24 protein-coding genes are annotated in these 21,013 nt (G+C 51.6%); 13 read left to right on the top strand and 11 right to left on the bottom strand.

Annotation, left to right across the window (positions count from 1 at the left end; genetic code table 11):
- The first annotated feature begins 342 nt into the window (after nt 1–342).
- From AACU55_RS07525 to AACU55_RS07495, 7 genes are all read left to right on the top strand, one after another.
- Nucleotides 343–717 (top strand): hypothetical protein, encoded by a 375-nt coding sequence (locus tag AACU55_RS07525; RefSeq protein WP_051930969.1) that lies wholly within the window; start codon nt 343–345, stop codon nt 715–717.
- A gap of 112 nt (nt 718–829) precedes the next feature.
- Nucleotides 830–2,155 (top strand): heme anaerobic degradation radical SAM methyltransferase ChuW/HutW, encoded by a 1,326-nt coding sequence (gene hutW / locus AACU55_RS07520; RefSeq protein WP_134705341.1) that lies wholly within the window; start codon nt 830–832, stop codon nt 2,153–2,155.
- Nucleotides 2,142–2,654: a heme utilization cystosolic carrier protein HutX gene (gene hutX, locus AACU55_RS07515; protein ID WP_134705340.1), complete on the top strand. Its 513-nt coding sequence runs from the start codon at nt 2,142–2,144 to the stop codon at nt 2,652–2,654. Before hutW ends, hutX begins: the two co-directional genes overlap by 14 nt.
- On the top strand, nt 2,651–3,274 hold the full coding sequence (locus AACU55_RS07510; protein WP_134705339.1) for an NAD(P)H-binding protein: 624 nt from the start codon (nt 2,651–2,653) through the stop codon (nt 3,272–3,274). Before hutX ends, AACU55_RS07510 begins: the two co-directional genes overlap by 4 nt.
- A gap of 167 nt (nt 3,275–3,441) precedes the next feature.
- Nucleotides 3,442–3,663, top strand: a complete 222-nt coding sequence (locus AACU55_RS07505; protein WP_014416648.1) for a YdgH/BhsA/McbA-like domain containing protein — start codon at nt 3,442–3,444, stop codon at nt 3,661–3,663.
- Nucleotides 3,664–3,858: 195 nt separating this feature from the next.
- A complete protein-coding gene (locus AACU55_RS07500) occupies nt 3,859–5,208 on the top strand; it encodes a type II toxin-antitoxin system HipA family toxin (protein WP_013578107.1) in 1,350 nt (449 codons plus the stop codon).
- The gene (locus tag AACU55_RS07495) at nt 5,205–5,678 is read left to right on the top strand and encodes a helix-turn-helix transcriptional regulator (protein WP_013578106.1); all 474 of its coding nucleotides are present in this window, start codon (nt 5,205–5,207) and stop codon (nt 5,676–5,678) included. Before AACU55_RS07500 ends, AACU55_RS07495 begins: the two co-directional genes overlap by 4 nt.
- Before the next feature lie 60 nt (nt 5,679–5,738).
- On the opposite strand, the gene AACU55_RS07490 is transcribed toward AACU55_RS07495, so the two are convergent.
- The 7 genes from AACU55_RS07490 to AACU55_RS07460 form a co-directional block, all read right to left on the bottom strand.
- Entirely contained in the window at nt 5,739–6,059 is a 321-nt protein-coding gene (locus tag AACU55_RS07490) for a DMT family transporter (protein WP_013578105.1), read from the bottom strand.
- A 115-nt stretch (nt 6,060–6,174) separates the two neighbouring features.
- A complete protein-coding gene (locus AACU55_RS07485) occupies nt 6,175–7,029 on the bottom strand; it encodes a LysR family transcriptional regulator (protein ID WP_013578104.1) in 855 nt (284 codons plus the stop codon).
- 87 nt (nt 7,030–7,116) lie between these two features.
- Nucleotides 7,117–7,830 (bottom strand): DUF554 domain-containing protein, encoded by a 714-nt coding sequence (locus tag AACU55_RS07480; RefSeq protein WP_134705338.1) that lies wholly within the window; start codon nt 7,828–7,830, stop codon nt 7,117–7,119.
- 39 nt (nt 7,831–7,869) lie between these two features.
- Nucleotides 7,870–8,439: a UbiX family flavin prenyltransferase gene (locus AACU55_RS07475; protein ID WP_037032789.1), complete on the bottom strand. Its 570-nt coding sequence runs from the start codon at nt 8,437–8,439 to the stop codon at nt 7,870–7,872.
- Between the two features lie 59 nt (nt 8,440–8,498).
- Nucleotides 8,499–9,998 carry a UbiD family decarboxylase gene (locus AACU55_RS07470; RefSeq protein ID WP_134705337.1) on the bottom strand — a complete coding sequence of 500 codons (1,500 nt, stop codon included), beginning with the start codon at nt 9,996–9,998 and terminating at the stop codon, nt 8,499–8,501.
- A gap of 247 nt (nt 9,999–10,245) precedes the next feature.
- A complete protein-coding gene (locus AACU55_RS07465; RefSeq protein WP_134705336.1) occupies nt 10,246–11,712 on the bottom strand; it encodes a sensor histidine kinase in 1,467 nt (488 codons plus the stop codon).
- A gap of 3 nt (nt 11,713–11,715) precedes the next feature.
- Nucleotides 11,716–12,438, bottom strand: a complete 723-nt coding sequence (locus AACU55_RS07460) for a response regulator transcription factor (RefSeq protein WP_013578101.1) — start codon at nt 12,436–12,438, stop codon at nt 11,716–11,718.
- A 153-nt stretch (nt 12,439–12,591) separates the two neighbouring features.
- Between AACU55_RS07460 and AACU55_RS07455 the strand changes: the two genes are divergently transcribed.
- From AACU55_RS07455 to AACU55_RS07445, 3 genes are read left to right on the top strand one after another with little or no spacing between them, the layout of a single operon-like run.
- Nucleotides 12,592–13,218 carry a cytochrome b/b6 domain-containing protein gene (locus AACU55_RS07455; RefSeq protein WP_037032786.1) on the top strand — a complete coding sequence of 209 codons (627 nt, stop codon included), beginning with the start codon at nt 12,592–12,594 and terminating at the stop codon, nt 13,216–13,218.
- A 10-nt stretch (nt 13,219–13,228) separates the two neighbouring features.
- On the top strand, nt 13,229–14,032 hold the full coding sequence (locus AACU55_RS07450; RefSeq protein WP_134705335.1) for a molybdopterin-dependent oxidoreductase: 804 nt from the start codon (nt 13,229–13,231) through the stop codon (nt 14,030–14,032).
- Between the two features lie 50 nt (nt 14,033–14,082).
- Nucleotides 14,083–14,349 (top strand): pentapeptide MXKDX repeat protein, encoded by a 267-nt coding sequence (locus tag AACU55_RS07445; RefSeq protein WP_013578098.1) that lies wholly within the window; start codon nt 14,083–14,085, stop codon nt 14,347–14,349.
- Between the two features lie 100 nt (nt 14,350–14,449).
- On the opposite strand, the gene AACU55_RS07440 is transcribed toward AACU55_RS07445, so the two are convergent.
- Nucleotides 14,450–14,839, bottom strand: a complete 390-nt coding sequence (locus tag AACU55_RS07440) for a hypothetical protein (protein ID WP_013578097.1) — start codon at nt 14,837–14,839, stop codon at nt 14,450–14,452.
- A gap of 159 nt (nt 14,840–14,998) precedes the next feature.
- Here AACU55_RS07440 and AACU55_RS07435 point away from each other — a divergent pair, with 159 nt between their 5' ends.
- Both AACU55_RS07435 and map read left to right on the top strand, forming a co-directional pair.
- Nucleotides 14,999–15,253 (top strand): ParD-like family protein, encoded by a 255-nt coding sequence (locus tag AACU55_RS07435; RefSeq protein WP_013578096.1) that lies wholly within the window; start codon nt 14,999–15,001, stop codon nt 15,251–15,253.
- Nucleotides 15,246–16,046 (top strand): type I methionyl aminopeptidase, encoded by an 801-nt coding sequence (map, locus tag AACU55_RS07430; RefSeq protein ID WP_051930967.1) that lies wholly within the window; start codon nt 15,246–15,248, stop codon nt 16,044–16,046. The genes AACU55_RS07435 and map overlap by 8 nt, the downstream gene beginning before the upstream one ends.
- A 55-nt stretch (nt 16,047–16,101) precedes the next feature.
- Here the strand turns inward: map and AACU55_RS07425 are convergent, their stop codons facing one another.
- The 3 genes from AACU55_RS07425 to AACU55_RS07415 all read right to left on the bottom strand — a co-directional run bounded on the left by AACU55_RS07425 (nt 16,102) and on the right by AACU55_RS07415 (nt 18,149).
- The gene (locus tag AACU55_RS07425) at nt 16,102–16,584 is read right to left on the bottom strand and encodes a PadR family transcriptional regulator (RefSeq protein ID WP_240785616.1); all 483 of its coding nucleotides are present in this window, start codon (nt 16,582–16,584) and stop codon (nt 16,102–16,104) included.
- Between the two features lie 2 nt (nt 16,585–16,586).
- A complete protein-coding gene (locus AACU55_RS07420; RefSeq protein WP_134705334.1) occupies nt 16,587–17,399 on the bottom strand; it encodes a siderophore-interacting protein in 813 nt (270 codons plus the stop codon).
- A gap of 138 nt (nt 17,400–17,537) precedes the next feature.
- Nucleotides 17,538–18,149, bottom strand: coding sequence for a TetR/AcrR family transcriptional regulator (locus tag AACU55_RS07415; RefSeq protein WP_013578092.1), 612 nt, complete (start codon nt 18,147–18,149; stop codon nt 17,538–17,540).
- Between the two features lie 387 nt (nt 18,150–18,536).
- Here AACU55_RS07415 and AACU55_RS07410 point away from each other — a divergent pair, with 387 nt between their 5' ends.
- Nucleotides 18,537–20,909 carry a TonB-dependent receptor domain-containing protein gene (locus tag AACU55_RS07410; protein ID WP_371687417.1) on the top strand — a complete coding sequence of 791 codons (2,373 nt, stop codon included), beginning with the start codon at nt 18,537–18,539 and terminating at the stop codon, nt 20,907–20,909.
- Nucleotides 20,910–21,013: the final 104 nt, after the last annotated feature.

Raw genomic sequence — 21,013 nt, 5'->3', positions numbered from 1 at the left:
AAAACACGCTATCAGGCTAATAAATATATCATTATTTTCTAACCACCCGCTTTCACATAAGCGTATTCTGGTGGCTCATGTTATGGGTTCATACTGTCCTTAAATTCAACGCTTTGACAACGGGATGCTGAAAAATAAGGATGATGTTAATATTTTAACATCCGGATAAAGAATTTTTTATGCGTACATTACGCTGAATCCATGCACATATTTTCTAATTTTAAATTGTTGGTGTTCGTACCGGAACGCGATAATATTCATTATCGGGCGTCCGCAGAGGTATATGCACAGCAATATCATCATGCCCGGTAAAAGAGAGAATCAATAACCGGAATAGCTCTAATGCAAAATGAGATGAGAATAACTATGCTCAGGAAACCAATATTACTCACGCTGATATTTCTGATATCAGCATGTGCGGGTGAAAAGAATTTTTCAGTGGATTATATTAATAATCATCCCTGGGACATTGCTTATTGTTTACGTCAGAACCTGAATCAAAAAGGCTATCAAACCGGAACACCCGAAAATGATGCAGCCAATATAATGAAAGAAATGACCGTAAGTAAGAATGGAGAAACAGCGGGTATCTACTGGATTGATAAAGCCACTGTGGGGTCTATTGGCCGCTCAGTAAGTACACATAACGTTCAGGACTGGGCGTATCGGGATATGGATGCCGCGTTGCATCAATGTAAGTCAGAACTGGATCAGTAATCCTTTTTAACTTGATACAGATCATCTAAAACGTGGGTTAGGTTTGATCGAATGATAATCATTATCGTTTAATGCTCGGGAATGATTGATTCTTCAGGAGAAGAAGAACCCTATGAGCTTAGACCTCTCGCGTTTTTATGCCGCTGATCAGGGGCTGCCATTTCCCGACCGGCGGGCAGTGATGCCATGGCGACCTCAGCAGCCCGTCGCCCCGCAGGATGTCCCTGCTCAGTGGCAGGCGCTCTGCATGCGCACACTTGCGGCCAATAAGCGCCTGGTCTATCTGCACATCCCTTTTTGTGCCACGCACTGCACATTCTGCGGGTTCTACCAGAACAAGCTGGAAGCGCAAGCCACAGAACAATACTGCGATTATCTGATCCGCGAAATTGAGCAGGAAGCCGGTTCGCCGCTGCATCAGTCCGCCCCTGTCCACGCCGTGTACTTTGGTGGCGGCACGCCGACCGCGCTCAGCGCGAAACAACTGCACCGGATTATCACCACGCTGCGCCGCAGTTTACCCCTGGCGCCGGACTGCGAAATCACCGTCGAAGGACGCATTCTTAACTTTGATGATGAACGGATTGATGCCTGTCTGGATGCCGGTGCGAACCGCTTTTCCATCGGTATTCAGACCTTTGACACGCGCATCCGCCAGCGAATGGGGCGCCGCGCGAACCGTGACGAAGCCATCAGTTTCCTGCGTAAACTCGGCGAACGTGACCGGGCTGCCGTGGTCTGCGACCTGATGTTCGGATTGCCGGAGCAGACGCCTGAGAGCTGGCGGGAAGATTTGCAGATTATCCGCGACCTGCCGCTGGATGGCGTTGATCTTTACGCGCTGAACCTGCTGCCTTCCACACCGCTGGGCAAAGCGGTCGGGAATAAACGCACTACACTGCCGGATGTCAGCATGCGCCGCGATTTTTATCTCGAAGGCGAGGCGTTTCTGGCGCGTGATGGCTGGCATCAGATCAGCAACAGTCACTGGGCGCGCAACACCCGCGAACGCAATCTCTACAATTTGCTGATCAAAAAAGGCGCGGATTGTCTGGCCTTTGGCAGCGGGGCGGGCGGCAATCTGGATGGTCAGTCGTATATGACGGCGCGCAGTCTGGAAGCGTATTACCAGCAACTGGACGCCGGGTTGAAACCTATCATGATGATGACAGCGTCAACGACCCGCGAGCACCGCTGGCGGCTGGATTTGCAGGGCGGCATCGAAGCGGGCCGTTATGATCTCAGCCGTATTGTTGAAGACCCCTACCCGCTTGAACCCCTGTTACAACAATGGCAACAGTGCGGCCTGATGCACAGCGAAGGCCCGCGCTTTAATCTCACGCCTGCCGGGCGGTTCTGGGCCAGCAATATGTTGCAGGCCTTACAAACACTGATCCCTCAACTGACCTTACGGAATGACGCACATGCACACGGATAACCTTCAGTCCCTGATCGACTTTTTAGCCACGCAGCCCGACGGCACTGTCGAAGATATCGCCCGGGAATATGCCATCACGCCGCTGGAGGTGATCCGCAATCTGCCGGGAAGTTATCTGTTTGCAGGCACGCATTTTGATGCGGTCTGGGACAACATCACGGCATGGGGCGAGGTCACAACGCTGGTGAATAACGAGGATCTGATCCTTGAATTCCACGGCGAATTGCCTACCGGCACGCATCGTCACGGCTACTTTAATTTGCGCGGCACACACGGAATGAGCGGCCATATCCGTGCCACACACTGCCAGCATATTGCGCTGGTTGAACGGCCATTTATGGGAATGAGCACAGCAAGTGTCTGGTTTTTAAACGCTTGCGGTTATGCCATGCTCAAGGTTTTCGTCGGGCGCGACAGCCATCGCCAGCTTCTTGCCGATCAGCTGAATGCTTTTCGTGCCCTTCCCGCCATGCTGGCTGAGAGAGAGAAACAACCTTGAATACTTTGCTGATTTTTGGCGCAGGCAGCGGTGTCGGCGCAGAACTGGTTAAGCTCACTGCGCAGGATCGCCCGGTAGTGGCACTGATCCGCAACCCTGAACAAGCCGCAGTATTGCGTGAACAGGGCGTGACTGTCATTGAAGGCGATGCACTCAATTCCGCAGATGTATTGCAGGCCTGCCAGATGGCCGGTCCGGACGCGCAAATCGTGTCAACGCTGGGTGGCAAACTTGCCGATTACACTGCCAACCGGCTGATCATTGATACCGCAGAACAAGCCGGCATCCGCCAGATGTTGCTGGTGACGTCTATCGGTTGCGGCGACAGTTGGCCAACGTTATCCGCACGGGCAAAACAGGCGTTCGGCCAGGCAGTTCGTGAGAAATCACTGGCGGAAAGCTGGCTACAAACCAGCTCGCTCGAAGGATGTATCCTTCGTCCCGGTGGCCTGATGAACGGTGAGGCGACCGGCAAAGCGCACCTGATCCAAACCGAAGCTCACGGCCGCGTGCGCAGGAGCGATGTCGCCCTGCACATCCAGCAACTGCTGGCCTCAGGCGATGGCTGGGGCAAAGTGTTTGCGCTGTGTGATGCTACGCTGGAGGGAGAACGGTTCTGAATTAAATGCCCCGGACACGGGGTATTTCGCCCCCGGACATGTTGTTCAGAAATTTTAACCAATATCAGCAAATCACTTCGCTATTCATTCTAATCCCACGGCGTTATTCTTCTTCTCATCGAAGGCACACGGCCTTCCCCAAACAAACATTGAGAAGGAATGACATCATGAAATCTATCAAAACTTTCGTTGTTGCTGCTGCACTCGCCACGGTTTCTTTCGGTAGCTTCGCCGCTGAAATCGGCACCGTATCTGCTTCTGGCAATACGTTAGAGGGTCTGGAATCCACCTTCGCAGCCAAAGCCGCTGCCGCCGGTGCAACCTCTTATAAAATCATCGAAGCCGGTGGTCAGAACCGTCTTCACGGCACTGCCGTGTTGTACAAATGATTTGCTGAAGTCCTGAGATAAAAACAAAAGCCGCTCCTTTTACAGAGCGGCTTTGTCATTGGGGTAAAAAACATAATGAGTGGGATATCACTCATTATTGCTTTAAAAAACATTTAATGAGTGATTTAGGTAACATTAAATGGACTCTCATTGGATAATGAGTAATATACCACTCATACACTAATGGGAGCCCATATGGAATTTTTAACGTTACAAGCTTTCCTCAATAATACCTGGGTTGATATTGCTAACATCACTTTTCCCGGCAGTGAGCAGAATAACTATCGTCTGACCGAACTGAATTATCATTCGGATTACGCTATTGATAACCTTGATCGTGACGATAACCATGCCGCATCGTTGAATCACCCCGTCTCTTTGTTTTTTGATGGTGACGATGAGCGGGGTTGGCTGAAGTTTCTTGATGATATTATTCCCAGCGGTTCAAGTCGCCGCTATTGGGCAAACTATCTCGATCTCGAAGGACTGACAGCCGATCAGCAAAATTTCATTTTGCTCAAACATGGCACCTTGTCCCCTGTTGGCAATCTGCGCATAAAAGAATCATTACCGGAATATAATCCGCTGGCTGAAAAACTTTTCTTCACTATAGAAGATGTTAAAAACCGGGCGGGTGACTTTCTGGACTACGCACAACAACGCGGTGCGGCTGCCGGTGGCGCGACAGGCGCCGGGGGCGAAGCACCAAAGCTGTTGCTGCGTTGTAGTCAGGAACAGCAAATCTGGATTGATACCTACCAGAATGACACTGCCAACCGGGACATTCCCTATTTGGTCAAATATCCCCGTGGCGCAAGAACAGAGGTAGACTGCAATATTCTTCGGGCAGAATTCTATTTCTACCATGAGCTTGAAGCCATGGGGTTTGACACGATCCCGACGCAAAACATGCGGCTGGAAGAAGGGCTGACTTATCCGTCACTCTGGCTTCCGCGTTTTGATATTTCTTTTGAAGAGGAAGGACTTATCAGACGTTTCGGAATGGAATCAGTCTATTCACTCCTGCGCAAAGCGCCCGGTGTGACGCTGTATCATGAAGAAACCCTCCGTGCACTGATCGATAAGATTTCACACAGTCATATGGTGACAGAACAAGGTTTTGATTTTGATATCCCGGGGTTTGTGACTGAATGGGTACGACGAGATCTGCTCAATATTATTTTTGGTAACAGCGATAATCATGGGCGTAACACCTCTTTCCTGAAAGATGAACGCAGCATCCGGCTTGCACCAATCTACGATTTTGCGCCGATGAAAGCCGATCCGGAAGGTATTGCCAGAACGACGAAATGGAAGGCTCCGCTGGAAATCGGCGGTGAATACGATTATCCCGGCATTGCACAATCACTCGATGATCTTGTCCCGGCAGAAACATTACTTTCGGCACTTAAAAACACGTCACATCAACTGTCGGGACTGAAAGAGCGGCTGGAAGCCCGTGGCATACCGCAGCAAATTTTGAACATGCCCGCGATAAGTTTCAGTTTTATTCCTGAAAAGTTACGCCGCTGGGGGTTGTTATGAAAGAACCAGAGATTGCCGCAAACTCTGCGAGAAATACCATTGATAAAATACGGGCTAAACAAAATGAGGCGAATCATGTGCGGCGTGACGCCGGACAAATGCTGGCTCAGGAAGAAACATCTTCCACGGGAAAAAAACAAGCCCAGCGAAGAGTGTCGAACCTGACGAAACCCGTCAGCACCAATGACCGAAATCAAGCCCGGCTCGACATCATGCGGGCGTTACTTTTGGGTGAAATCACGCAGGGACAAGCACTAAAAGCACTGAGGATTACGGTGCTGGGGTTAAAACAAGACGCCTTTGGGAAACTAGTGACAGTGTCACGTAAGACGCTATCAGAAGTGGAAAATGATAAGGGAAATTACACGCCTGACATCATCAACAAACTGTTTAGACCATTTGGCCTGAAAGTCGGGCTGGTGCCGGTTTCTCAGCAGATATTCAGGACTCTCTTTGAGCGCAGTGAGTAAGATGTAAAAAAAAGCCGCTCCTTTTACAGAGCGGCTTTGTCATGTTCCGCGTTGCCGCTTCTATCCTTTCGTCGCTACTTTCAGCAAAATTACGCCTGAAAAAATCAGCAGGACGGCGATGACGCGCAGCGGATTAAGGCTTTCGCCAAACATCACAACACCGAGAATGAAAGCGCCGATGGCGCCGATGCCTACCCAGACGGTGTAAGACGTGCCGAGGGGCAGCGTTTTCATGGAAATCGCCAGCAAAACAACGCTGAGTATCATGAAGAAGACCGTAAGCATACTGGGAATGAGACGGGTGAAACCGTGAGATTCTTTCATCGCGGTCGACCAGACCACTTCGAAAATACCGGCGAAAAGCAGATAAACCCAGGCCATAAAATGTCCTTAAAACACGCAAGGTCGTCCCTGCATCAGTATGGCTGAGTCTCTGGTCGTCCAGTCAGCATGAAGAGTGGGGATTATAGTTCACTCTTTCCTGACTTTACAAAATCTACGCCTCGGGCAAAAAAGAATCTTTTTCAGTGTGCAGGGTAATAATGGCCGGACGGAAAAGTTTCCCCTTCTGTTCGATTTCAAAGCTGCGGAAGTGACGGCTCTCACCCACTTCAGATCCCGGCATCAGCGCCGCACCGACCAGACCGTCGCGGAACATCTCGATCACCATCCGGGGTTCGGACACTTTCATGATCACATTCACGTCTTTCACTTCTTCATACAGTCGGTTGAGCAGCACTTCATACGTCCCCTCGCCGCCCATGCGGTGCAGCATCACCAGCGGGAAACCGGAGAGATCAGCAAAAGAAAGCGTACGTTCCGGCAGCGTGTTCGCCAGTTCGCCGGACACCACCGCGACCAGTTTTATCGGCTCGAATTCACGCACGTAGAAAGAACGCACGTCGGCTGGCGTCTGGATCATCGCCATATCCAGCGTTTTGTTCATCACCAGCTCTTCCAGACTGGTCGATTCGGACACTAAAATGTTCGGATCCCAGTCCGGGTTTTTGCGGTACAGCTCAAGAAAAACGGTGTTGAAATAGCGCAGATAAAGGTAAGAAACGCCGATACGCACCGGGCGTTTTTTTTGCGAGGCGATATCGATGGCTTGTCTGGTGACGCTGTTAACCTGATTGAGGATGTCGCTGGTTTTGCGATACAGAAAGCGTCCGGCTTCAGTGAGTACCATTTGTTTGCTGGTGCGGATAAACAGCGGCGAACCGATTTCTTCTTCCAGCTCATGCAGGCGTTTTCCGAGCGGAGGCTGTGCGATATTCAGCACTTTCGCCGCTTTGCTGATCGAGCCCTGCTCAGCGATAGTACAGAAATAGCGCATTCTTTTGAGATCCATCTTTCTTTCCCTTCCTGTCAGTCTGGCCGCGTGACGCCCAGTATACAAAAAGCCACTTCACGGGGAAGTGGCTTGTGCGGACATCCGTCAGTGGATAAACAGGCTCCAGTAGTGGGAAATGGGCATGACCAGAATTAACACCGGTAATAAATTTCCTACTGCGATAGATTTAATTCCGCTGATGCGAAAACCGGCCGCCAGCATAATAAAACCGCCTGCTGCGGTGAAATCACCCATCATTTCAGCATTGGTCAGCGGCAAAATAGACACCGCTGCCGAGGCGATAAGAAACTGCACAATCCACTGCGGAATAAAAATTAGTGCAACGGCATAACCCAGCACCGTAGCAAAAATCGCAGCTGTGAATAAATCCATGATGGCTTTTACGAACAGGATGTTCGGATCATGCGTCATGCCTTCGGTCATCGCCCCGATAATCCCGGTGCCACTGGCGCAAAACAGCACAATAATCGCCACGAATTTCTCGGTAAAAACGTTATGGTCCATGCCGGTATCCGGCGCAAATTTCGAAGCGATACCGCGTGCCATATTCCCAAGACGGGCAATATAGCGTTCGAGATAAAACAGTTCACCGATAGCCGCACCGAGGATCACCGATAAAATCACCACCGGCATGCTGTGCATTTTCACCAGCAGTACGACGCCGAGCGCCATTGAGCACAAACCGAAGGTCTGGGGCAGCGAGGTTCGCAAGCGCTCTGGCATTTTTACGCCAAGAAAGCCCCCTAACAGGCCGCCAAGAATAATGGCACCGCTGTTAACAACAGGTCCAATTAACATGTTAACTCCACAAATTTAAGGTATTTCGCTCTGTGCTGTTTATCGGTCTTCGCCCCAGCGCTTAATATTGCCAACATTCAGGTCAAATAAATCCAGAGCACGTGCCACGCTGTGGTGAATAATATCATCCACGCTTTCAGGTTTATGGTACAGGGCGGGAACCGGCGGGAAAATAATCCCGCCCATTTCCGTCACCGCCTGCATATTTTTCAGATGCGACAGATTCAACGGCGTTTCTCTGACCATTAATACTAACCTGCGCCGCTCTTTTAATACGACATCTGCGGCGCGTGTCAGTAAGTTACTGGTGAGTCCGTGAGCAACAGACCCCAGAGTGTTCATCGAACACGGCGCGATAATCATCCCGATGGTTTTAAAAGAACCACTGGATACCGACGCCCCAAGATTATTAATGGAATGCACGTCATCGGCCAGCCGGATCACATCCTGCCGCCCGATATCGGTTTCAAGACTACGTGTCACTTCGGCACCTTTACTGATAATCAGGTGCACGTCGATATCGATATCGCGCAATATTTCCAGTGCCTTCATTCCATACTGAAATCCCGAAGCCCCGCTGATGCCGACAATTATCCGCCTTCTCTTCATTTCACCTCTCCGCCCTTCATACTTCGCACTGCAATGCGAAGTATGAAGGGCACATAATATTAATATTTAAAATCAGGCAGGAATTTCTTCACATCGGCGTCTTTAAATTTGGAACGTTCGAAATGGGCTTTCAGATGAAACGGCACTGTGCAGTCGAAAATAGTTTTGCATGACATACCTTCCTGCAAAATACCTGGGCTGTAGGCTGGATGTTGCGAAGGATCCAGCGGATGGCAACGCACACCCGGAATAGTGACGGTATCCACGTCGCCCTGATAGCGGGTTTGCATCGCCCACAGGATGTCATCGGTATCGAAAATATCCACATCTTCATCCACCAGAATCACGTGTTTCAGCTCGGAGAAGGCTGCAAACGCCAGCAGCGCGGCTTGTCTCTGACGGCCTTCATCCACCGGTGAGGATTTTTTAAATTGCAGCACCGCCAGTAACTTACCGCCACCGGAGGTGTGCGCATGCACATTCAACACACGTCCCGGCATGGCGCGGTCGATCATATCCAGAATACTGGCTTCGGTCGGAATACCGGCCATGCTGACGTGTTCACCGCTCGGGCCAAGCGTGGTTTGCAGGATAGGATTGCAGCGATGCGTCACCGCTTTCACCTTAATCACCGGCAGCGCAGCTTTTGCTTCACCGGTATAGCCTGGGAATTCAGGCATCGCTTTGCCGGTGTTGGTGTTCTGATCTTCACGGACACGCACGTCCGGCAGCAGTTCGCCTTCAATCACGATTTCGGCGTGGGCAATGGCTTTTTCGTCGATGGAAACACAGTGCGTCAGTTCCACCGCTTTCCCGCGCAATGCACCGGCAATGCTCAGTTCGTTGAAGCCCAGCGGCGTGGTTGGTGGCTCGAAGCAGGCGGCAATCTCAATCGCCGGATCAACGCCGATGCTGATGGAAATCGGCAGCGGTTTACCCGCACGCTCGGCTTTTTCGCGGAAAGCATCAATATGGCGACCCGGGGTCAGCCACATCGACAGTTCGTCGCGGCTCTGAATGCACAGGCGGTGAATGGTAATGTCGGATTCTTTGGTTTCAGGATCAGAGGCATAGCACATGCCCATGGTGAAATACGGACCGGCATCTTCTTCGGTATTGGTCGGTGCAGGCAGCAAGGTGCGCAGGTCAAAATTCGGATCATCCGCCAGGTACGTCACTTCCTGACAGGGTGCCGTGCCGCGATCCACAACCACGGGCGCGATGGCGTTTTTCACCGAATCTTTCAGCAGAAAACCGAGTTTTTCCGGCGCACAGTTCAGCAGATAGCCCACACGTTCGCGGGTAGACATCAGACCGGTGACCACACGCACCCCCGGAAAACCTTTGATGGTGTTAAACATCATCGCCGGGCCTTTACGGGTCGGACGTTCACAGGTTCCCCCGGCACCGACATAGCGGTACACGCCGGAGAGTTCCGCATGCGGATCCACTTCCACATCGGTACTGACCATTTCGCCTGGCAGGCTTTCTAAAAATGCAATCGCAGACCGGAGGTCATGCACGTTATTATTTTGAGGGTGGCTTTCTTTCTTAGACATATTTTTATCCAGGTAAATAAATATTCCACATAATGAGAAAATTATTTTCATCGCCAGATTGAATATATATTTACTGCCGAAGATCAAAAAGTACCGTTTAAATTCACGCGCTAAACCTTTTTGGTTTATATCAAAAAAAATAATAATTATTTAACACTAATGAATACATCACAATAACTTAATGACGAAACATTACGTTATTTCCGCCACGGCATTCATACCCTGACGGAAATTAAAAATCAGGAATTTAAACAGGTACGGAAAACTGAAAACAGGCACCGTGTTTCGGTTGTTCAATCAGCCGGATATCGCTGCCGTGGAGTTGCAGAATGCGGCGCACGATCATCAGCCCCAGCCCGCCGGCACGGTGTTTATTGGTACTGAGGATCGACGGACGCACAAACAGGCTGTCTTTCAGCTCCGGCGCAATGCCCGGTCCGCTGTCTTTCAGTTGTACCATCACCTGCCCTTCCTGTTTCCACAGTTTTATTTCGATTACGCCGCCTTCCGGGGTAAAACGAATCGCATTATCCAGCAGATTGGTCAGCACCCGTTCAATCATGCCTAAATCGGCATTCACCAGCGGAATACCCGGTGTGATATCCGCCAGTAATTTTTGCCCGCGCGTTTCAGTCGCCAGTTCAAATTTCTGGAAAACATCCTGTACCAGTTCACTCAGCGAGAACGGTTCTTTCTGCGGTTTCACCACGCCATATTCCAGCCGCGCCAGTTCAAATAATTCCTGCGCCAGCCGCCCGACTTTTTTACTTTGCGTCAGGGCAATATTCAGATAACGCTGCCGGTCTTCGTTGGTCAGATGTTCAGCTTTCACCGACAACGTTTCCAGATAGCCATGCAGGGAGGTCAGCGGCGTGCGCAGGTCATGAGAAATATTGGCGATAAATTCCCGCCGCTGTTGATCCTGCACCATCAGACTTTGCCATTGCTGGTCGATACGTTTTGCCAGCGCGACAAACGCCTGTTGTAACTGTGTGACTTCATCGCGGGCGGCACCGGCCGGAGTATCCGTTTTCGCCAGCGCCTGAATTGCGTCCATGCCGCCGGAATCGAGTTGTGCAATCTGCGCCGTGAGTTTACGCACCGGGCGCGTCACCCAACGGAACGCCAGCGCACCCGCCAGCAGGCCAAACAGTGCCACCAGCCCCATAGACCGCAGCGCCAGAGAAATCGCCGACTGATACTGCGCGTCGCTGGTCAGTGCGGTGTATTCATCGCCGAGAAGCACGATATACACATAGCCTTTGGTCACACCGTCTACCTGCAACGGCGCGGCGCTGAATACCTGACGGGTTTGCGGGTCACGCGGATTGTCGCCATATACCGGCATTTTCGCGCCGTGCAGCAGCGCATTCACCGGTGCTAAATCGATTTTCTGCTGTTGCAACCGTCCCGGAGGCGCCGCATTGCCGACGATATTGCCGTCTTTGTCGAGCAGATACACCTCAACGCTCGGATTCACCGCCATCAGCTGATCAAACAGCGTATGGACCGCTTTCGGATCCCAGTCGCCCTGGCTGAGCAGCGGATTATTCGCCGCGATCTGCGTCGCCAGATTGGCCGACAGACGCTGGATCACCGACTGGCTGTACTGGTTGCTGGAACGCACCTGCATATAGCCGGAAAGCGCGCAGCAGGCGATCAGCAGCACCATAAACACCAGAGTCAGTCTTTGCGCCAGCGTGAGATTTTTCATGATTTACCCTTGTGACGCCTCAGAAGAGGAGACGAATTTATAGCCTTTTCCCCACACGGTCAGAATCCGTTCCGGCTCGGCCGGATTGGTCTCTATCTTGATGCGCAGCCGGTTGATATGGGTGTTCACCGTATGTTCATACCCTTCGTGTTCATAGCCCCAGACCTGGTTTAACAGGCTGAGTCGCGAGAACACTTTGCCGGGATTTTTGGCAAAGAAATACAACAGGTCAAACTCGCGGGGCGTCAGCTCGACAGACTGATGATTGAGCATCACGTCACGCGCAATCGGGTCGATCACCAGCCCGGAAAAGCTCAGCGTTCCGGCATCCATTTTCAGATTACGGCTCATCGCTTCCTGCCGCCGGAACAGCGCCTTGACCCGCGCCACCAGTTCCAGCATAGAGAACGGTTTCGCCAGATAATCGTCCGCGCCCAGTTCCAGCCCGAGCACGCGATGTACTTCGCTGGAACGCGCGCTGATAATAATGATCGGCGTATACCGCGTCATATTGCGTGCGCGGCGGCAGATTTCCAGACCATCGACGCCCGGCAGCATCAGATCGAGGATCAGCGCGTCCCAGCCGCCCTTCTCCAGATGTGCCACCCCCAGATTGCCGTCGGCGGCGTGGGTAATCTCATAACCTTCATCACGCAGATGCAGGCTGAGCAGTTCTGCGATATCCCCGTCATCTTCAACGATCAGGATCTTCTTCGTCTTATCCATGTGTTATCCCAAAACGTGGCGTTTCCTAATGGTTTGAGTCTACACAAGCAACCGTCTGCGAGTTATCACATTTTATTTAACTTTGCGTGAGGTCTCGGGGAACAAATCCGCTCAATACTCGCTACATCACAGGGCGGACAGCCGGACTTCATTATGACAATACACACGGAATTACCTCATCAGGCAAAATCCAAACCGGCCACGGTGCACCCTTTGTGGCTGCGGCTGACCCACTGGCTGAACGCGCTGGCGGTGCTGATTATGGTGACCAGCGGCTGGCAGATTTATAACGCATCACCGCTGTTTGATTTTGATTTCCCGCCAGCGGTGACACTGGGTGGCTGGCTCGGCGGTGGTATTCAGTGGCATTTCGCCGGTATGTGGTTGTTCGGTTTTAACGGTCTGTTTTATCTGCTGATGAACATTTTTACCGGCCGGATGAAACAGAAATTCTGGCCGCTGACGCCACGCGGCATCTTCAATGATTTGCGGGCTGCCCTGCGTGGCAAGCTGAAACACGACGATTTACGGCACTACAACATGGTGCAACGTGCGGCGTATGTGTTCGTGATGTTCGACGGCATCGTGCTGGTGCTTTCCGGGCTGGTGGTGTGGAAATCGGTGCAATTCCCGCTGCTGCGCGAACTGATGGGCGGCTTTGATACCGCGCGTTATGTGCATTTTCTGGCGATGGCTTCACTGGTGGGATTCGTGGTGCTGCATATCGTGATGGTGGCGCTGGTGCCGAAAACCCTGATTGCCATGATCCGCGGGCGTTAAGGAAGACATGATGAAAAACATCGTTAAAAGAACCCTCAGCCAGATTTTCAGTCCTTCCGACAGCGAAGCGATTTTACAGGAAGCGAAAAAACAGATTATCCGCGAACTGGATGCGCCCTCCCGCCGCCTGTTTTTACAACGCGGACTGACACTCGGCGGCGTGGCGATGCTGACCGGTTGCGATATCAGCGATAACGCCAGCGTGGAAAATGCGCTGGGCAAAATCTCCGGTTTCAATGACCGCGTGCAGGGCTGGCTGTTCGGTTCAACACGCCTCGCGCCGGTGTATGCCGAATCGATGATCACCCGTCCGTTTCCGTTTAACGCTTTTTACGCCGAAGACGACGCGCCACAAGTCGACGGCAACACTTACCGCCTGAAAATCGCCGGTCTGGCACTGGATAAACGCGAATGGTCATTGCCGACGCTGTACAAAATGGCGCAGGTCAGTCAGGTGACGCGACACATTTGTGTCGAAGGCTGGAGCGCGATTGGTAAATGGGGCGGTGTGCCGTTCGGTGATTTTCTGCGCCTGATCGGGGCAGATCTCACGGCGGAATATGTCAGTTTTAAATGCGCCGACGAGTATTACACCAGCATTGATATGGCGACGGCACTGCATCCGCAAACCCTGCTGGCGCTGACCTACGACGGCCAGATTTTGCCGCGACAATACGGCTTCCCGATGAAGCTGAGAATGCCGACCAAACTCGGCTACAAGAATCCGAAACACATCGAAGTGATTGAAATTACCAATAAATTTACCGGTGGCTACTGGGAAGATCAGGGCTACAACTGGTTTGGCGGAAGCTGAACACTCTCCACAACACCCTTTGTACATCAAACCTAAGAGAAGGATTTACCATGAAAAAGTTAACCATAATGATGATGTCTGCTTGTCTGATGATGGGCGCAGTGAGCACCACCTATGCCGCTGACGCAATGGCGAAGAAAGACACCATGGGCCATATGTCAAAAGACTGCATGAAAAAAGACAGTATGAGCAAAGACACCATGGCGAAAGACAGTATGGGCAAAGACTGCATGTCGAAAGATCACATGAAGAAAGACAGCATGTCGAAAGATTCCATGTCCAAAGACGCGATGAAAAAAGAGTCCTCGGGCCAGTAAGCGCCACTAAACCCGGCCATATAGCGAAAACGCCCCCGTCTGTTCAGCGGGGGCGTTTTACTTTCTGTTAAGAGCCAATAACCCGCCCCTTAACACTTAATTATTTTGTGGCACTGGACGCCAGGCGAATCTGAATATCATTGTCGAGATTATTCACCCAATGGTTGTAACTGCGGTGAATCTCGCCTTTCCCGGCCAGCAGATTGGTGCTGCCGACATAATTAATGGTGTAGCCGCGGGTGTCATAGGTAATACGGATATCTGCTTTGTGTTCACGGTTATTCAGATGACCGTTAATCACGCCCGGTGCGCCATCCGTCATTATCCAGCCACGTTTTTGCCCTGCGTCGATAATAGCGGTTCTGATCTGACTTTCTGAATTATGGGTTGCCAGCGTGGTATGCGGCGTCGTTACCGGCTCGGTACGCGCGCAGCCAGAAAGCGCCATGACACAGACAAGGCCGATAAGTAACTTACTTGTAGATTTCATGTGAACCTTTTGGATTTAAAATTTGGGATAAGAGCTTGAAAAATCAACACAATATACGCCATTTTCCGAAAGGTGTCATGAAACTCGCCGGTTGAGTTTCGTTTTCGCTTTGCGTAGTATATAAAACATATATGATTCGTATACTACCGAGGCAAGCCCATGGGTATCATTAAGATTTCAGAACTGATGCACGAGAATTTGCGTATTGCCAGCATGGCTTATACGCGTTCGATGAACGCACAGGCCGAGCACTGGATGAAGATTGGCATGCTGATGGAAACCCATCCTGATATGACGCACAGCCAGATTTCGCAATTGCTGGTGCAGTGCAGCATGGAATCTGAAGAAAACACCGGAAGTATCCGCACGCTGTTAAACGTGGGTGGCACACACAGGAAGGCAAGCAATGAATAATGGTTTAGACAGCAGGTATTTCGTCAACAATAACCGCATGATCAAAACGCCGGAAGGCATCGATAAAGCCCGTATCGCCGGTAAACTGGCGGCGCGCGTGTTGCATATGATCACGCCGTACGTAGTGCCAGGCGTTACGACTAACGAACTGGACCGCATCTGCCACGATTTTATCGTCAACGAATTGCAGGCGATCCCGGCCAATATCGGTTATCACGGCTATCAGAAAACCACCTGCACCTCCGTCAACCACGTGATTTGTCACGGCATTCCTTCCGATAAGGCGCTGAAAAAAGGCGATATTGTTAACATCGACGTGGCGCTGATCAAAGACGGCTGGTACGGCGATACCAGCCGTATGTATTACGCCGGTGAACCCGGCATTATGGCGCGCCGTCTGGTGGATACCACCTATGAAGCAATGATGGCCGGTATTGCAGTGGTACGTCCCGGCGCAACGCTCGGCGACGTCGGCTTTGCGATTGCTGCGGTGGCGAAACGCGAAGGGTTTTCCATTGTGGAAGAGTATTGCGGCCACGGCATCGGCATGGGCTATCACGAAGATCCGCAGGTGCTGCATTATGGTGAGCAAGGTCACGGGCTGGTATTGCAGGAAGGCATGTTATTTACCATCGAACCGATGCTCAATGCCGGTAAAAAACAAAACAAAGTCCTGCCCGATGGCTGGACCGTGGTGACTAAAGATCATTCGTTGTCCGCACAATGGGAACATATGATTGCGGTGACGAAAGATGGCTACGAAATACTGACCCCGTGGCCGGAAGATAAGTGACAATACCGGGACAGTAAAGCCTCCATCCGGAGGCTTTTTGCTTTCTGAGGTACGGCTAACTGCGCTCGATTTCTTTTGTTGCCCGGTCTAACGCATCGGTGATTTTATACAGTGTCTCCTGTGCGATGGGGCCTTTCGCCAGCCGCAGGTTAAGCGCCATGCGGATATTGTTTATCGCGCGCTGCATTTCAGGAATGCTGCGATTGTTGGATAAAATCGCCAGCGAATGCAATTTTTCCGTCACTGAGCCGAGCAGTTCTCCCTGTTCAGCCAGCGACTGTGCGCCTTCCGGTGTAATCGCATATTGCTTCTTACCGCCCTCTTCCTGGCTGGCCGAAATCAACCCCTGTTCTTCTAAAAAGGTCAGGTTCGGATAAATGATACTGGCGCTCGGCTTGTATTCACCTTTGGATAATTCTTCGATGGCCTTGATCAGTTCATAACCGTGGGCGGAACGCCGCTGCAAAAAATGCAGCATCAGCAGGCGGATATCCCCCGTTTCGAACATTCTTTCGCGGCGGTGTTTATGATTCATCATCGTTATTTATTATGCCAATAGGCCACACAACGCACCAGGTTCGCATCCAATCCACGGGTTTCCACAAAATAATCATTCAGCCCTTTCACGAATTTCCCTTCACCGGTGACCCAGATGTAGTAATCACTTTCTGGCAGCGGCAGGCTTTTCAGTTTTTTAACCGCCGCGTCATCTTCCTGATAACCGTTGTGCCCGTCGCTGACAATCCATTCGATGTTGAAGTCTTGTTCATCCTCTAAATAGCTGATGCAACTCACGTCTTTCACTTTCACCAGCACGGTGATTTTGGCGTCAGACGCCGCCTGTTTCAGCTCGCGCAGACGGCGTTTCACTGCCGGAAGACCGGTTTCATCGCAGACATACAACTGCCATTTATAGGTAGTCGGGATGATCAGTGAACCACGTGGCCCGCCGATGATCAGTTTATCGCCCGGTTTCGCACCCGCCGCCCATTCGCTGGCGACACCCCCGTCGTGAATATAGAAATCCAGCGTCAGTTCGTTGGTCTGTGCATCGTAATGCAGCGGCGTGTATTCGCGGTTCAGCGGACGCGGCCCTTCGCCCCACACGATCCCTTCTTCGGTTGCAGTGGGTGGTGTAATGACATCCCCCGGATTCGCCGGGAAAAACAGTTTGATGTGGTCATCGAAGCCGCGTGACGTAAACCCGCTCAGCTCGTCGCCGTTTAATACAATGCGTTTAAAACAGCCGGAAATCGTTTCACTGTTTTTTACCGTGATATGACGGAAAACCAGTTCATTTTTGACACGAACCGGCAGATTTGCGGCAGGGGTTTCAGTGCGATGTTGTGCCATCACGTTCTCTCTTTTGCGGTAAGGTTTGCTGAAAGATATATCTTAGTCATGTTTTCCGCAATCCCGGAAAGTGTAAGGAAAAACAAAAAAGCCATCGCGGTGGATGGCTTCGGATTGCAGTGGCCGGAGGAAAAATGGCTAGCGCACGGCGCCGTACAGGAACATCTCGACGGCGTTTTTCACCAGTTGCTTGATCTCGATGACGTCCAGTGGCGCAGGGTCGCTCTGGTACAAACGCATATTGGTTTGCGCCGTCACCAGCGCCAGAAACTGGCGGGCGCGCAAATCGGCATCGGCATTGCCGAGTTGCCCTTTTTGCATCGCCAGCGCTAAAAATGCCGCCAGTGATTCGATGGCTTCACCCGGACCGGCATCGTGAAACAACATACCGATGTCAGAACGCCCGGCTTCGGCAATCACCATCCGGTATACCGCCAGCGCGGTACCGTCGTTGGTCAGCACCAGCAACATTCTTTCACCAAAACGGGTCAGCACCGTTTCAAGCGGCAGATCAGGCAAGGGGGCGGAAAGCCCGTCAACGGCATCGGAAAGATGCCCGGTGGCGTAGGCTTTAACCACCGCCACCAGCAGCGATTCTTTGGAGGGAAAGTAATTGTAAAGTGTGGCTTTTGATCCGCCAAGCCGCCGGGCAAGCTCATTCATCGAAGCACGCTCGTAGCCGCACTCCTGAAATAATTCCGCCGCGGCATCCACAATCGCATCCCTTCTGGCCTCGGTACGTACTTTCATTTTCACTCCTTAACTGTACGGTACAGTTTCTATTTGTACCCACTCTAACCATGCCTTTCCGGCTTGTAAAGCCGCGCCCCCCTGGCCCGTTTCGAAAGACGAATTGCAAAGATTTCGTTAAGAATTACATTTTTTTTATCATTTTGTTGATAACAATTATCAGTATCATTATCATTCTCACGAAGCCGAAATGGGTGCGGATGTTAAATAAACCCATATTTTATAAGGACAATGGCCTTTTCACGGAAGAATTGCATGCAGATGACCAGCGCGTCTGATTTGTCGAAAGGCAGTAAATGCGAGCAGAACTTAAAAAAATTAGTCCAGGACTTATAACAAATGTTCAAATCCTTTACACAGCAGGGTTTGGTGAAAAACGTCATTTTCATGGGGACGATTCTCACCACCACCTTTAACGTAAATGCAGCGGAAGCCGTTAAAGACAATACCGATCTCACAGCAAGCAATACGCAATCTTCTGAAGCCATCAAAAAAAAACCGGCGGTGCGTACCGCGCAGGATCTGGCGCAGAACAATGAAGAAGTCATGACTGTCACCGAAACGATGCCGGATAAAAAACCAGGCTCGAAAACCACCATCACGGCGGCAGAAATGCAGCGAAAAGGCGGTAATGATTTCGGCACTATCATGCGTTATGAGCCGCTGATCACCGCGACCGGCGCGAGTGGCGGCTCCGGCAACGGCAAAAGCGGCTTCGACCGCAGCGGTTATACCGGCTATAACATCCGTGGACTGGAAAGCAACCGCGTCGGTATTGACGTCGACGGTATACCGCAGCCAAACGCTACCGGGCGCAGCTACGTCAGCCGTGCGGGCCTGAACACCTTTGGTATTGGCCGCGATTACATCGACCCGTATATTTACGGTCAGGTGGATATTGAATCCGGCGCCACATCAGCCGATCGCGCCAACACCTCCATCGGCGGTGCCGTTTCCTTCCTGCCAAAATCTGCCGACGATTACCTGCGTCCGGGCAAGGAAGTCTATTTCGGTTACCAGTCTGATTATGATTCTTCGGATCGTTCCTGGCACAACGGCATCACCGCTGCCGCCGGTGACGAAACCCTGCGGGGCCTGATCGCCATCAGCCGCCGCGACGGCCAGGAAACCAGCAACAACAGCGATACGCTCGATGCGTATCCGGCCAACTGGCACTCTGACGCCATTATGACGTCAGTCATCTGGCAGCCGAATGATGTACATAAAGTCACCGGCACCCTCGATTACTACGAGAAAGTGAACCACACCCATTACGATACCTGGAACAATGCTGGCAGCGCGATTCTGGGTACCGCACAACAGCAAAGTAACACCCGCCGCTGGGGCGCGAGCCTGAAAGATGAATGGACGCCATTCAACGATTACCTGGATGCCATCGTCTCGAAAGTGTATTACCAGTACACCCAGGCACACGACAACACCTATCTGCCAAACGAAAGTAAGCAGATGATGAACGTCTACTCAAACTATGACGTGAACACCTACGGCGCGGAGACCAGCTGGCTAAAAACGCTGGGTCGTCATGAGCTGAGTGCCGGTATCAACGGCCGCGTGTCCAACACTGAACGTCCGTTCCGCGAAAGCCCGGATCAAAGTGCTTTCACGACTATCATGCAGCCGGAAGCTAACAGCCGGACGTATATCCTCGGCGGCTTCCTGCAAGACACCATCAAGTTTGACCTCGACGGCCATAACTTCTCTGTGGTGCCTGCGGTGCGTGTCGCGTATCAGAATACCAAGGCAGAAAACCTGTCAGACTTGTCCAACAGCATTGTTTCTGAAGATCAGGTTTCCACTCTGTACGGTAAAGCCAACTCCGATACACAGGCCCTGCCATCACTGGCCTTCACCTATGACATCACCCCTAAGCTGATGACTTACCTGCAGTACCAGCGCGGTGCCCAGTTCCCGGATGCCAGCCAGCTTTACGGCTCCTGGAACCTCGGTTCTAACTATGCAGGCCGTGGTCAGTACGCGCTGATCGGTAACACTAATCTGAAAACCGAAACCAGCAATAACTTTGAATGGGGCATGAAAGGCGAAGCCACGGAAGGCGTGACCTTCAAGACTTCCCTCTTCTATAACACCTACAAAAACTTCATTGCTAACACCCGTTACACCCGCGCGGGCAGCCCGGGTATGTTCACCAATGTGCCCTCCAATATTTATACGATTTATCAGGCAGAAAACCGCGATGAAGCCTTTATCTACGGTGGCGATCTGAGTACCAAAATTAACTACGGTACCTGGTTCAGCAGCGTTGATGGCCTGAGCACCACCTTCGCACTGGGTTATGCCAAGGGTGAATCGAAATCCAGCTACGATGGCGACAAATATGTTGACCTCGACAGCGTGCCGCCAATGAAGTTTGTGGCTGGCGTGGCATGGGATGCGCCATCCGGCATCTACGGCACCGCCCTGACCGCCACCTTCGTGAAAGGCAAAAAAGCCGAAGCGACTAACCGACAGAGCTACACCAATGCCGGGACGCCAATCACGGGTTCCACCACCGAATACATGAATGTGCCGGGCTACGGTATGGTGGATGCAACGGCCTACTGGAAAGTCGCGAAGAACGTGAAACTCAGCGGTGGCGTTTATAACATCACCGACCGCAAATACTGGGATTACCTGAGCAGCCGCACCCTGACCGAAACCACCAATCAGGATGAGTACAACAAAGCGCTGGCCGTGATGCCGGGTCGCAGCTTCCAGTTGGGCGTGAACGTCGATTTCTAACCGATAACGCCCGAACGGACAACATCAAAGGCGTCATGTGCAAACATGACGCCTTTTTTACGCCTTGTGACCTTCTCCTCAAAACTAAACCCACCTGTACATTT

It is taken from the genome of Rahnella sp. CJA17(1/100), assembly GCF_963881615.1.
GTDB classification, from domain to species: Bacteria; Pseudomonadota; Gammaproteobacteria; order Enterobacterales; family Enterobacteriaceae; genus Rahnella; species Rahnella aceris.
The sequence above is the reverse complement of the archived record's forward strand: the minus strand, read 5'-3'. Positions and strand labels throughout refer to the sequence as shown.